The 12,612-nt window shown below is 71.0% G+C and carries 9 protein-coding genes and 1 tRNA gene; 4 read left to right on the forward strand and 6 right to left on the reverse strand.

The window, feature by feature from the left end:
- The first annotated feature begins 2 nt into the window (after positions 1–2).
- Entirely contained in the window at positions 3–752 is a 750-nt protein-coding gene (locus ACZ3KP_RS18040) for a glycosyltransferase family 2 protein (protein WP_467500631.1), read from the forward strand.
- Positions 753–756: 4 nt separating this feature from the next.
- Here ACZ3KP_RS18040 and ACZ3KP_RS18045 read toward each other — a convergent pair whose 3' ends face one another.
- From ACZ3KP_RS18045 to ACZ3KP_RS18055, 3 genes are read right to left on the reverse strand one after another with little or no spacing between them, the layout of a single operon-like run.
- Positions 757–1,683, reverse strand: coding sequence for an FkbM family methyltransferase (locus tag ACZ3KP_RS18045; protein WP_467500633.1), 927 nt, complete (start codon positions 1,681–1,683; stop codon positions 757–759).
- A 3-nt stretch (positions 1,684–1,686) separates the two neighbouring features.
- Complete coding sequence (locus ACZ3KP_RS18050) at positions 1,687–1,890, reverse strand: ferredoxin (protein ID WP_467500635.1); 204 nt, start codon at positions 1,888–1,890, stop codon at positions 1,687–1,689.
- A gap of 37 nt (positions 1,891–1,927) precedes the next feature.
- Positions 1,928–3,139 (reverse strand): amidohydrolase family protein, encoded by a 1,212-nt coding sequence (locus ACZ3KP_RS18055; RefSeq protein WP_387137399.1) that lies wholly within the window; start codon positions 3,137–3,139, stop codon positions 1,928–1,930.
- Between the two features lie 183 nt (positions 3,140–3,322).
- Here ACZ3KP_RS18055 and ACZ3KP_RS18060 point away from each other — a divergent pair, with 183 nt between their 5' ends.
- The 3 genes from ACZ3KP_RS18060 (at position 3,323) to ACZ3KP_RS18070 (ending at position 8,731) form a co-directional block, all read left to right on the forward strand.
- Positions 3,323–3,772, forward strand: a complete 450-nt coding sequence (locus tag ACZ3KP_RS18060; RefSeq protein WP_132888357.1) for a DoxX family membrane protein — start codon at positions 3,323–3,325, stop codon at positions 3,770–3,772.
- Positions 3,773–3,816: 44 nt separating this feature from the next.
- On the forward strand, positions 3,817–4,287 hold the full coding sequence (locus ACZ3KP_RS18065) for a hypothetical protein (RefSeq protein ID WP_467500638.1): 471 nt from the start codon (positions 3,817–3,819) through the stop codon (positions 4,285–4,287).
- A gap of 436 nt (positions 4,288–4,723) precedes the next feature.
- Positions 4,724–8,731, forward strand: a complete 4,008-nt coding sequence (locus ACZ3KP_RS18070; protein WP_467500640.1) for an nSTAND1 domain-containing NTPase — start codon at positions 4,724–4,726, stop codon at positions 8,729–8,731.
- A gap of 250 nt (positions 8,732–8,981) precedes the next feature.
- Here the strand turns inward: ACZ3KP_RS18070 and ACZ3KP_RS18075 are convergent.
- The 3 genes from ACZ3KP_RS18075 to gyrA form a co-directional block, all read right to left on the reverse strand.
- Positions 8,982–9,058 (reverse strand) — tRNA-Ile (locus tag ACZ3KP_RS18075).
- Positions 9,059–9,169: 111 nt separating this feature from the next.
- A complete protein-coding gene (locus ACZ3KP_RS18080; RefSeq protein ID WP_467500642.1) occupies positions 9,170–9,958 on the reverse strand; it encodes a DUF3566 domain-containing protein in 789 nt (262 codons plus the stop codon).
- Between the two features lie 19 nt (positions 9,959–9,977).
- A complete protein-coding gene (gene gyrA, locus ACZ3KP_RS18085; RefSeq protein ID WP_467500644.1) occupies positions 9,978–12,572 on the reverse strand; it encodes a DNA gyrase subunit A in 2,595 nt (864 codons plus the stop codon).
- Between the last annotated feature and the right edge of the window lie 40 nt (positions 12,573–12,612).

Raw genomic sequence — 12,612 nt, forward strand, 5'->3', positions numbered from 1 at the left:
GCGTGAGCCGGCGCGTCACCGTCGTCACCGCGGTCCACCCGCCGTCGGCCCGTTTCCTGCCGGAGGCGTACGGATCGCTCTGCGAGCAGCGGCTGCCGGACGGCTGGGAGTGGCGGTGGCTGATCCAGCAGGACGGCACCGGGGACGGGGTCCTGCCCTACGTCCCCGACGACGCACGGGTGTCCTTCCGGCAGGGCCGGGCCGGTGGGCCCGGGGTCGCCCGCACCATGGCCCTGGCGCGGGCCGAGGGGCCGTACGTCAAGATCCTGGACGCCGACGACCAGCTGACGCCGGGGGCGCTGGCACGTGACCTGGCGGCCCTGGAGGCCGACCCGGCCGTCGGCTGGGTCACCTCACGCGCCCTCGACCTGCTGCCGGACGGTACGACGGCCGGTTTCCCCGGGGATCCGCAGGAGGGCCCGGTCGAGCGCGGCGCGGTGCTCGACTTCTGGGCGGCGAACGGCTTCCGGGCCCAGGTCCACCCGGCCACCCTCTGCGTCCGCCGCGAACTGCTGCTCGCCCTCGGCGGCTGGATGGCGCTGCCCGCCTCCGAGGACACCGGGCTGCTGCTCGCGCTGAACGCGGTGAGCCGGGGCTGGTTCTCGGCTCGGGCCGGGCTGCTCTACCGCAAGTGGGAGGGCCAGGTCACCGGCCAGTCCGCCCACACCGCCCCGGCCGAGCGGGAGGCCCGCATGGCGGTGGTGGCGGCCCGGGCACGAGCGCTGGGGGAGTTCGGCTGGCGGTACGGCTGACCACTCACAGACTCGCCGCGTCGATCCGGGAGAAGACCAGGTCGCTCTCCTCGGTGACCGGCCCCTCCCAGCGCACCGGCACCACCGGCTCGCCGTACCGGGCGCGGGGGTAGCTGTCGGCCGCGTAGCTGTTGGCCAGCCGGTAGACGTGGTAGCCCGCGTCGGTCATGGTGCGCAGCAGGTCGTCGGCCGAGTCGCCCAGCCGGGCCATGCGCTCGGGGGTGACCTCGACGGTGATCTCGGCGTCCGGGCGCAGCTTCTCCAGCAGCGGGGCGAACCCGCGTACCACCGCTCCCTCGGCACCCTCCACGTCGATCTTGACGACCCGGGCGGTCGCGATCTCCTCCGGCAGCAGCAGTTCGGGCAGCGGCACGGCCTCGATGTCGAAGGTGGACTCGGCCGGTCCGTCCCAGGGGACGATGCTGTTGGCGCCCATGTTGCGGGAGCTGGCGAGCACGAAGGTCAGGGTGCGGTGGGCGTCGGAGACGGCGGCGTTGACCGCGCGGACGTTCCGGCAGCCGTTGAGCGCGCTCTGCTGCCGCAGCCGGCGGTGGAAGTCGGGGGAGGCCTCGACGGCGACCACCCTGCCCTGCGGGCCGACCAGCTGGGAGGCGAGGACGCTGAAGACGCCGATGTTGGCGCCGACGTCGACGAAGCAGTCCCCGGGCGCCAGCCGGCCGCACAGCCAGCGGGTCATGTGCGGCTCCCACACCCCGAAGAGGTAGAGGTAGCGCTGGATGAGGTCCTGGGTGTCGACGGCGAACCGGGCGCCGGTGAGCGTCTCCACGACGCGCCGGCGCGGGTGGTCGCGCAGGTAGGGGTTGAGCGCACGGGCGGCGACGGTCTTGCCCCAGGGGCCCGGGAAGTCGCGGACGTAGCGGCGGCCGAGGGTGGCCAGGAGTTCGGTGAGGTGCGTGCCGGTGCTGCTCATCCGCTAGTCGGTGACCTTCTTGCCGTCGATCCGGATCGCCTGGGACGGGCAGCGCTCGGCGATGTCCCGGAGCAGTTCGTCGTCCCCGGACTCCGCGCGTCCGGGCAGGACGAAACCGTACCCGTCCTCGAAACCGAACACGGTGGGCGCCCGGAAGGCGCACTCGCCGGATCCGTAGCAGACGTCGGCGTCGACGGAGACCTTCATGGAAGGTCCCTGCCCAGCGGAACACCCGCTGAACCGGCTACGTGAACGGCAGCTCCAGCATCCGGATGGCGTTGCCGCGCAGCAGTTTGTACGCCACCTCCGGGGCCAGGCCGCCCACGTGCTCCTGGGCGACGCGTTTGGTCTCCGGCCAGGTCGAGTCGACGTGCGGGTAGTCCGTCTCGAAGGTCGCGTTGTCCACGCCGACGGTCTCGATCGCCTCGATGCCGTGCCGGTCGCGGAAGAAGCAGCAGAAGATCTGCCGGTAGTAGTAGGTCGAAGGCGGCTCCGGGATCAGGTCCTTGACCCCGCCCCAGGCGCGGTGCTCCTCCCAGACGTCGTCGGCACGCTCCAGGGCGTACGGGATCCAGCCCATCTGGCCCTCGCTGTACGCCAGCTTGAGCCGGGGGAACTTCACCAGGACCCCGGAGAAGAGGAAGTCCATCATCGAGGCCATGGCGTTGTTGAAGCTCAGCGAGGCCTGCACGGCGGGCGGCGCGTCCGGGGAGGCGGCCGGCATCTGGGAACTGCTGCCGATGTGCATGTTGACGACCGTCCCGGTCTCCTCGCAGGCCGCGAAGAACGGGTCCCAGTAGCCGGAGTGGATGGACGGCAGGCCCAGGTAGGTGGGGATCTCGCTGAAGGTGACCGCGCGCACCCCCCGCGCGGCGTTGCGCCGGATCTCGGCGACGGCCAGGTCGATGTCCCACAGCGGGATCAGGCACAGCGGGATCAGCCGGCCGCCGCTGTCCCCGCACCACTCCTCCACCATCCAGTCGTTGTAGGCGCGGACACAGGCCAGCGCGACCTCCTTGTCCTCGGCCTCGGCGAAGGTCTGCCCGCAGAAACGGGGGAAGGTCGGGAAGCAGAGCGAGGCCTCGACATGGTTGACGTCCATGTCCTTGAGCCGTTCCTTCGGGTCCCAGCAGCCGGGCCGCATCTGCTCCCGGGTGATGCCGTCGAGCGTCATCTCGTCCCGGGAGAAACCGACGGCCGCGATGATGCGCTTGTACGGGAAGAGCAGGCCCTCGTACTCCCACCAGTCGGTGATCTGGCCCTGGGGGTCGGTGGTGAACCGGTACTTGCCGCCGACGTAGGCGAGCTCCCCGATGCCTGCGGTGAAGGGCTTGGGTCCCTTGTCGCGGTACTTGCCCGGCAGCCACCTCTCGAAGAGGTGCGCGGGCTCGATCACGTGGTCGTCCACGCTGATCACCCTGGGCAGATCCTGGGTGCCGGTCGCGTCGTCTGCCATGCCTACCCCCTGCTGCCTGCGGAGTCTTCCGTAGATCTGACGATCCATCAGATATTTCGTCGGCATTCAGGCTAGGCCCGCGAGCCGGTACCAGCAAGAGCCGCCGGACCCCTTGCGGCCCGCGCCGCCTTCCGCTGAACTGACGGGTCGTCAGGTAGGTGCGGGATCCGGGGAGGGTGCGGAATGCGATCAGCCTTGCTGAGCGGTGCCGAATGGTTCGCGGTGCTCCGCATCGGGCTCGGACTGTGGTGGCTGGAGAGCTGGCGGCACAAGGACAAGAAGCAGTGGTTCGGCGGCGGGGGCATCAGGTGGGCGGCCGGGGTCGCGGAGAAACACCGCTGGCCGGCGGTCCGACGGGGCTTCGACACCGTCGTCGCGCCACGGCCCCGGCTGATGGCCTACGTGGTGGCGTACGCGGAACTCGCCCTGGGCCTGGGCCTGGTGTCCGGCTTCCTCACCCCGGTCGCGCTGGTGGCCGGATGCCTGCTCAACCTGGTCTACCTGATCCTCATGATCCATGACTGGGCGGAACAGGGACAGAACCTGATGATGGCCCTGATCTCCCTGACCGCCCTGTTCGCGATCAGCTGGCAGACCTGGTCCCTGGACAACGCCCTGGGCCTGTTCGGCTGACCGGGGAACCGCCCCACCACGGTCCCGTCATCGAGGAGACACCCATGACCGGCCTCGCAGAGCCTCCCTCGGCAGAAACCCCCGGCAACCTTCACGCGACCCGCGCCCGCAGCGCCTACGAACGCGCGGCAGCCACCTGCCGCCACGCGGGAATCACCCCCGACGCCGCGCAGACCGTCCCCACGACCCCCGTCGGCCGGGCCGCGAACGCCCTCCGGCTGTCGGCCCAGTCCCTCACCGCCCTGGACGCCCCCGCATCCGACCCGGCGGCAGCCGCCCGCTGCGCTCGCAACGCCGCCGCCACCGCGGCCCTGGCCGCACAGGTCGCCGAAGCCCTGGACGACAGCCCGGCGGCGGCCACGGCCCTGCGCGCCGCCCTCGCCGCGTCCCGGGCGGCCGCGACGGCGGCGGGCGGTACGGCGGCGGGACAGAACCCCGAGCTGAACTCGGCGGCCGAGGCCGCGGAGGAACACGCGGCCGCAACGGCACGCGCGGCAGGCTGGATACGGCCCTGAGACCACCGGCGGCACGACGGACCGGGCATCTTGCCGGACCGCGCCGCACGCCGACCCCGTGCCGTTCGGCGCCGGTCCCTCCCCACGTGGGGACCGGCGCCGAACGGCGCGGGTGACATCGGACCGCGCCCCTGAGGGGGACGGCCGGCTCGGCAGGCGAGGGCGGCTCCTGTCTTCCGGTCACTCCGGCGGGATCGCGCCGGGCGAAGGTGGCCGAGAACGTGCGGTGCCGTGAGCTGTCCCTGCGACTGCTGAGCTGGTCGGCCCGTCGGGCGACACCCGATTACCGCGTTGCTGGAACGAAATCCTGCCAGCCGAGGTGCACATCTGAGGAGGTCAGGACAGCCGCCTCAGGGCTTCGCCGCAGGTCAGCCGTATAAAGTGAGTTTTCCGGTCCGGATGTTCAGCAGCGGGGGAAGTAAAGGGGTGGAGCACCTTGGGTCCCGATGCCGGGGCACGCACGGCCTTCGCGGAACGTCTCGCGCTGCTGTACAAGGAGGCCGGCAATCCTCCGCTCAAGCGCGTCGCCGAGGCGGTCGACCGGCTGCAGCGCATGGACGAGCGGGGCCGGCCCGTACGGGTCTCCGCCCAGCGGATCAGCGACTGGAGGCGGGCGAAGAACGTCCCCGCACAGTTCGCGGCGCTCTCCGCCGTGCTCCACGTCCTCATCCCGCAGGCCCGTCGCGTCCAACCGACGCCGGTCTCCTCCGGACTGTACGACCTGACGCAGTGGCAGAAGCTGTGGGAGCGGGCCGTGGCGGACCCGGTCGCCGAGACTGCCGTGCCGGAAGCGGCCGAGGAGACGGACCCGGCGCCGTCGGTCGACAGTGTCTGCCCGTACCGGGGTCTGGCCTCCTACCGGCGTGAGGACGCCCGCTGGTTCTTCGGCCGGGAACGCAGTACCGACGCCCTGGTCGCCCAGCTCCGCTCGGCGGAGGCGACCGGCGGTCTGGTCATGCTCGTCGGCGCCTCGGGCGCGGGAAAGTCCTCGCTGCTGAACGCCGGTCTGGTCACCGCACTGCAGAACGGCGCCCTCGCCGAGGACGAGGGCCGCCCGTCCAGGATCCTTCAGCTGGTGCCGGGAGCGGACCCGGTGAAGGAACTGACCCGCCGTATACCCCAGCTGTCCGACCTTCCGGAGCTGGACGACCCGGACGCCGTACGGGAAGCGGTCACAGCCTGGGCCCGGCGGGAGCCCGAGGATGTTTCACGTGAAACATGGCCCACGGCCGACGAGTCTCCTCCGCACCGCCCGGTCGTGATCGTGGACCAGTTCGAGGAAGCCTTCACCCTCTGCACCGACGAGGCGGACCGCCGTACCTTCGTCCGGCTCCTGCACGCCGCCAGTACACCCGCCGCTCCCGGCCGGCAGGCTCCCACCCTCGTCGTCGTCGGTATCCGCGCCGATTTCTACGAGCAGTGCCTCGGCTACCCGGAGCTGGCCGACGCGCTCCAGCACCGGCACATGGTGCTCGGCCCGCTGAGCACCGCCGAACTGCGCGAGGCCGTGACCGGTCCCGCCAAGGCAGTGGGCCTGGAACTGGAGCCGGGCCTCGCCGAACTGATCGTCCGTGAGGTGAGCGCCGACGGCCCGCGCGGCGCCCATGACGCCGGTGTCCTCCCCCTCCTCTCCCACGCCCTGCTCGCCACCTGGCAGCGCCGCAAGGCGGGCCGACTGACCCTGGCCGGTTACCGGGCGGCCGGCGGTATCCAGGGCGCCGTCGCCGCGACCGCCGAACGCGCCTGGTCCAGCCTCGACCCCGCCGCCCGTACCGCCGCCCGGCTGCTTCTGCTCCGCCTGGTACGGCTCGGCGAGGACACCCAGGCGACCCGCAGACGCGGTACCCGGCGTCAGCTGGCCGCCGAGTCCACCGACCCGAACAAGACGGAGGAGTCACTCGAAGCCCTCGTCCGGGCCCGGCTGGTGACGCTGGACGCGGACACCGTGGAGATCACCCATGAGGCACTGCTGCACGCGTGGCCCCGGCTGCGCGAGTGGCTGGACGAGGACCGCAACGGCAACCTGCTGCGCCAGCGGCTGGAGGAGGACGGCCGGGCCTGGGACGAGTCGCACCACGACTCCGCACTCCTCTACCGGGGTTCACGGCTCGAACAGGCCCACGCCTGGGCGAAGTCGGCCGGTGACACCTTCCTGACCCGCAGCGCGGTGGAGTTCCTGGCGGCGTCGGTCCGGCTGCGCCGGAGGACGGTCTGGCTCAGCCGGGCCGCGGTGTCGGCGCTGGTCGTACTCGCGGTGCTGGCCGCCGGTTCCGCGGTGGTCGCCCGGCAGCAGCGGGACGACGCGGTGTTCGAGCAGGTGGTCGCGGAGGCCGACCGGTTCCAGTACTCGGACCCGTCGCTCTCCGCCCAGCTGGACCTGGTCGCGCACCGGCTGCGCCGGGACGACGAGGGCGCCGCCAACCGCCTGATATCGATCGTGAACGCGCCCCTCGCCACCCCGCTCCTCGGCCACACCGGCGCCGTCTACCTGACCTCCTTCAGCCCCGACGGCAAGATCCTGGCCACCGCCGCCTACGACCGCACGGTCCGGCTGTGGGACGTCAGCGACCCGACGCGGCCCGCACCCCTGGGCACACCACTGCGCGGTCACACCAGCTGGGTCTCCAGCGCGGTCTTCAGCCCGGACGGCCGGACCCTGGCCAGCGCCGGCGACGACGGCACCGTCCGCCTGTGGGACGTCTCCGACCCGAAGCACCCCGCCCTCCTGGGCGCACCACTGGACGGCCACGACGGCACCGTCTACCTGGCCGCCTTCAGCCCGGACGGCCGGACCCTGGCCACCGCGGACGAGGACCACACCGTCCGCCTGTGGAACGTGCGCGACCCGCGTCACCCCGCGTCGCTGGGCACCCTCACCGGCCACAGCGAGGCGGTGCGCTCCATCGCGTTCAGCCCCGACGGCCACACGCTCGCGGCCGGCAGCGACGACAACGCGATCCTGCTCTACGACGTCTCCGACATCCGGCACCCCGAGCGCGTCGGCGCTCCGCTGCTCGGCCACTCCATGACCGTGCACTCCGTGGCCTTCAGCCCGGACGGCCGGACCCTGGCCAGCGGCAGCAAGGACGACACCGTACGGCTGTGGGACGTCTCCGACCGGACGCACGCCAAGGCCCTGGGCGGTCCACTCACCGGTCACACCGGGCCCGTCTGGTCGGTGGCCTTCAGTCCCGACGGCTCCATGCTCGCGGCGGGCAGCGCGGACTCCACGGCCAGCCTGTGGAACGTCGACAACCCGGCGTTCCCCTCCCAGGTGGGCGAGCCGCTCGCGGGAAGCAGCGGCGAGATGTACGCCGTGGGCTGGAGCCCCGCCGGGCACACCCTCGCCACCGGCAGCGGAGACGGCAAGGTGCGGCTGTGGTCGGTCCCGGGGGCGGACATGATCGGCGAGGCGGGGACGTTCAGCCCGGACGGACGCGTCCTCGCCACCGGCGGCGGCGACAGCCGGATGCGGCTGTGGAACATCTCGGATCCGGCGCGGCCGAGGGGACTCGGCGAACCGTTCCGGACCGGGTGGCGGGACCTGCGCTCGATGGTCTTCACCCGCGACGGCCGCACCCTGGTCATCCTGACCGGCGAGAACAACGTCAACTGGGTGCAGCTGTGGAACGTCTCCGACCCCGCGCACCCCGCCCAGTACGGCGCACCGATCCGGCTGGACACCCGGTACGCGGGCTCCGAGGCGCTGGCACTGAGCCCCGACGGGCACACCGTGGCCGCCGACCACGACGACCGCACCGTCCAGCTCCTGGACATCTCGGACCCGGCCCGGCCCAGGCGCCTCGGCGCACCCCTGAGGGGCCACACCGGTTACGTCAACGCGCTCGTGTTCAGCCCGGACGGCCGGACCCTGGCCAGCGGCAGCGCGGACGGCACGGTCCGCCTGTGGGACGTCTCCGACCCGGCGCACGCCAAGGCCCTCGGCACCCCCCTCACCGGCCATCTGGGCCCCATCAACACCCTGGCCTACAGTCCCGACGGGAACACCCTGGCCAGCGGCAGCGACGACGACACGGTCCGGCTGTGGCACGTCTCCGACCCGGCGCACGCGACCCGGCTGGCCGCGGTCCTCACCGGCCACACGGAGGCCGTCGTCTCCCTGACCTTCAGCCGGGACGGCCGGACCCTGGCCAGCGGCGGCAACGACAACACGGTCCGCCTGTGGAGCGTCTCCGACCCCGGTGCCGCCCACCCCATCGGCCAGTCGATGAGCCCCAACGCCAAGACCGGCAACTTCCTCTCCTTCGGCCCGCGGAGCGACATGCTGGGCGTCTCCAGCGGCGCCGACACCGTCCGCCTGTGGAGCCTGGACGTCGACCAGGCGGTCACCCGGATCTGCTCGGCCACCCGCAACGTCCTCACCCCGGCCAGATGGCGCGAGTACCTCCCCCGCCTCACCTACGACCCGCCCTGCGACGACTGATCCCTACCCACCCGTGACCACGCATGAGTGATCCCGATCACAACTGCTCACAACGGCCGAGAAGTTGACTCCCACCGCACAGGCCACCTTGTTAGGCTGGACACAGCCCGATCGCTGGTGCATCCCCCGTCGCCAGCGGTCGGGTTTTTCCGTACCCCCACCGCGCCCCCGCCGTTCCCCACCTGCACGACCCGCCACGGAGACGGAACGCAGAAGACCCCCGGTCCTGATGGACCGGGGGTCTTCTCGATGGTGGGGCTAACAGGATTTGAACCTGTGGCCTCATCCTTATCAGGGATGCGCTCTAACCAACTGAGCTATAGCCCCGCCGCGCTGTGCGGTGTGTGTCCCGCGCGCTGACTCCTGAAGATTAGCGCACGACCGGGGCAGTCCCAAAATCGGTTGTCGGAGGACCGACAGGAGACGTTTGGACCCCGGTCACTCGTCCTCGGCCAAGGTCAGCTCCACGCCGCCGACGAAGCCCGCGGACAGGTTGTAGATGAACGCGCCGAGGGTCGCCAGCGCCGTCGCCAGGACGACGTCGATGACCGCGATGATCGCCGTGAACATCAGGACGTGCGGCAGGGACAGGAACGACTGGAGGTCGAAACCGTTCGACTCGTTGGAGCCGGTCGCCTCCGAGATCGTGCCGCCGACCGTCGAGAACACCCCCATGGCGTCCAGCACCATCCACAGCACCGCGGCCGCCACGATCGAGCAGATGCCCAGCGCGATGGAGAGCAGGAAGCTGACCTTCATCACCGACCACGGGTCGGCCTTGGCGACCCGCAGCCGGGCCTTGCGGGTGCGCGGCGCGGTGCGCGTACCGGCGCCGGTGCGGGGCCGTCGTACCGCCCCCGCGGGCGCCTGCGCGGCCTCCGCCGCCGGGTAGGCCTGCGGCGGGTGGTACGGCCCGGCGGCCTGCTCCGTGCGCCGCTCCCCGGGCAGCGGGGAAGGGGCCTGCTGCGGCGACGTCGCGGGCGCCGGCTGGGCCCCCGGCGCACCCGGTCCTCGGCTGTCGGTCACGGTCGCCCCCTGGGTTCCCTGCCCGTCCGGCGCGGCCGCCTTCGTGGGCGCCTTGATCGCCTTCAGCTGGGTGGTGTGCGTGTCCGTCTGCTGCGGCTGCGCCGCACCGCCCCCGCCGGACGCGGCGGAGCCACGGCCGCCGCCGTCCGCATCCGTACCCGTAGAGGTACCGGCCGATCCGGCGCCCGTGGCTCCGCTCACGATGACTCACTCCTCGTGCCTACTCGGCCGAGGGCGCCTCACCCTCGTCCGTGCCGCTGGTCGCGACACCCTCGGCGGACTCGTCCACGGCGTCCTCGCCGTCGACTTCCTCCGCCTCGCTGCCGGCCTCGGCGTTACGTGCGATACCGACGACGGCATCGCGCTTGCCCAGGTTGATCAGTTGGACGCCCATGGTGTCACGGCCCGTCTCCCTGACCTCGCTGACTCGCGTGCGAATCACACCGCCGGACAGGGTGATGGCGAGGATCTCGTCGTTCTCCTCGACGATCAGCGCGCCGACCAGCGAACCGCGGTCCTCCACGATCTTGGCGGCCTTGATGCCGAGGCCGCCGCGACCCTGGACGCGGTACTCGTCGACACGGGTCCGCTTCGCGTACCCCCCGTCGGTGGCAGTGAACACGAACGTACCGGGTCGAACAACATTCATCGACAGAAGTTCATCACCCTCGCGGAAACTCATGCCCTTGACACCGGAGGTGGCCCGGCCCATGGGACGCAGAGTGTCGTCGGAGGCGGTGAACCTGATCGACTGTGCCTTCTTGCTGATCAGCAGCAGATCATCGGCGGCGGAGACCAGTTCGGCACCGATCAGTTCGTCGTCGGAACCGTCCTCGCGCTCCCGCAGGTTGATCGCGATCACACCGCCGGAGCGAGGCGAATCGTAATCCTTCAGAGGCGTCTTCTTGACCAGACCGGCCTTGGTGGCGAGCACCAGGTAGTCCGCCGCGTCGTAGTCGCGGATCGCGAGGATCTCGGCGATCGCCTCGTCCGGCTGGAAGGCCAGCAGGTTCGCCACGTGCTGACCGCGCGCGTCCCGGCCGGCGTCCGGCAGTTCGTAGGCCTTCGCGCGGTACACCCGGCCCTTGTTGGTGAAGAACAGCAGCCAGTGGTGCGTGGTCGAGACGAAGAAGTGGTCGACGATGTCGTCTTCCTTCAGCTTCGTACCGCGCACGCCCTTGCCGCCGCGCTTCTGCGCCCGGTAGTCGTCCGTCTTGGTGCGCTTGACGTAGCCACCGCGCGAGACGGTGACCACGATGTCCTCCTCGGCGATCAGGTCCTCGATGGACATGTCACCGTCGTAGGGCACCAGCATGGTCTTGCGGTCGTCGCCGTACTTCTCGACGATCGCCGCCAGTTCCTCGCTGACGATGCCCCGCTGGCGCACCGGCGAGGCCAGGATCGCGTTGTACTCGGTGATCTTCGCCTGGAGTTCGTCGTGCTCCTGGATGATCTTCTGACGCTCCAGGGCGGCCAGCCGGCGCAGCTGCATCTCCAGGATGGCGTTCGCCTGGATCTCGTCGATCTCCAGGAGCTCCATCAGGCCGGTGCGCGCGATCTCGACCGTGTCACTGGCCCGGATCAGCGCGATGACCTCGTCGATCGCGTCCAGCGCCTTCAGCAGGCCGCGCAGGATGTGCGCCCGCTCCTCGGCCTTGCGCAGCCGGAAGCGCGTCCGGCGGACGATGACCTCGATCTGGTGCGTCACCCAGTGCCGGATGAACGCGTCCAGCGAGAGGGTGCGCGGCACGCCGTCGACCAGGGCCAGCATGTTGGCGCCGAAGTTGGTCTGCAGGTCGGTGTGCTTGTACAGGTTGTTCAGGACGACCTTGGCGACCGCGTCCCGCTTCAGCACGATGACCAGGCGCTGGCCGGTACGCGACGAGGTCTCGTCACGGACGTCCGCGATGCCGCCGATCTTGCCGTCCTTCACCAGGTCGGCGATCTTCTGCGCGAGGTTGTCGGGGTTGACCTGGTACGGCAGCTCCGTGACCACCAGGCACTGGCGGTTCTGGATCTCCTCGACCTCGACGACCGCGCGCATGGTGATCGAGCCACGGCCGGTGCGGTACGCCTCCTCGATGCCCTTACGGCCGACGACCAGCGCGCCGGTCGGGAAGTCCGGGCCCTTGATCCGCTCGATCAGCGCGTCCAGCAGTTCCTCGTGGGAGGCCTCGGGGTTCTCCAGGTACCACTGGGCGCCCGCGGCGACCTCGCGCAGGTTGTGCGGCGGGATGTTGGTGGCCATGCCGACCGCGATGCCGGCCGAGCCGTTGATCAGCAGGTTCGGGAAGCGGGACGGCAGGACGGTCGGCTCCTGGGAGCGGCCGTCGTAGTTGTCCGTGAAGTCGACGGTCTCCTCGTCGATGTCGCGGACCATCTCCATCGACAGCGGCGCCATCTTGCACTCGGTGTACCGCATGGCGGCCGCCGGGTCGTTGCCCGGGGAGCCGAAGTTGCCGTTGGAGTCGACCAGCGGCATGCGCATCGACCAGGGCTGGGCCAGGCGGACCAGGGCGTCGTAGATGGAGGAGTCGCCGTGCGGGTGGTAGTTGCCCATGACGTCGCCGACGACACGGGCGCACTTGTAGAAGCCGCGCTCGGGGCGGTAGCCGCCGTCGTACATCGCGTACAGCACGCGCCGGTGGACGGGCTTGAGACCGTCCCGGACGTCGGGCAGCGCGCGGGAGACGATGACGGACATCGCGTAGTCGAGGTACGAACGCTGCATCTCCGTCTCGAGCCCGACGGGCTCGATCCGCATCACGACGTCGCCGCCCTCTTCAGGGGTGACAGGAGTGTTCTCGTCGGCCATTGCTGGTGAAGATCCTTCCTGGTGCGGTCAGCTGAGACCG

This window comes from Streptomyces sp. NPDC020958, from assembly GCF_055562175.1.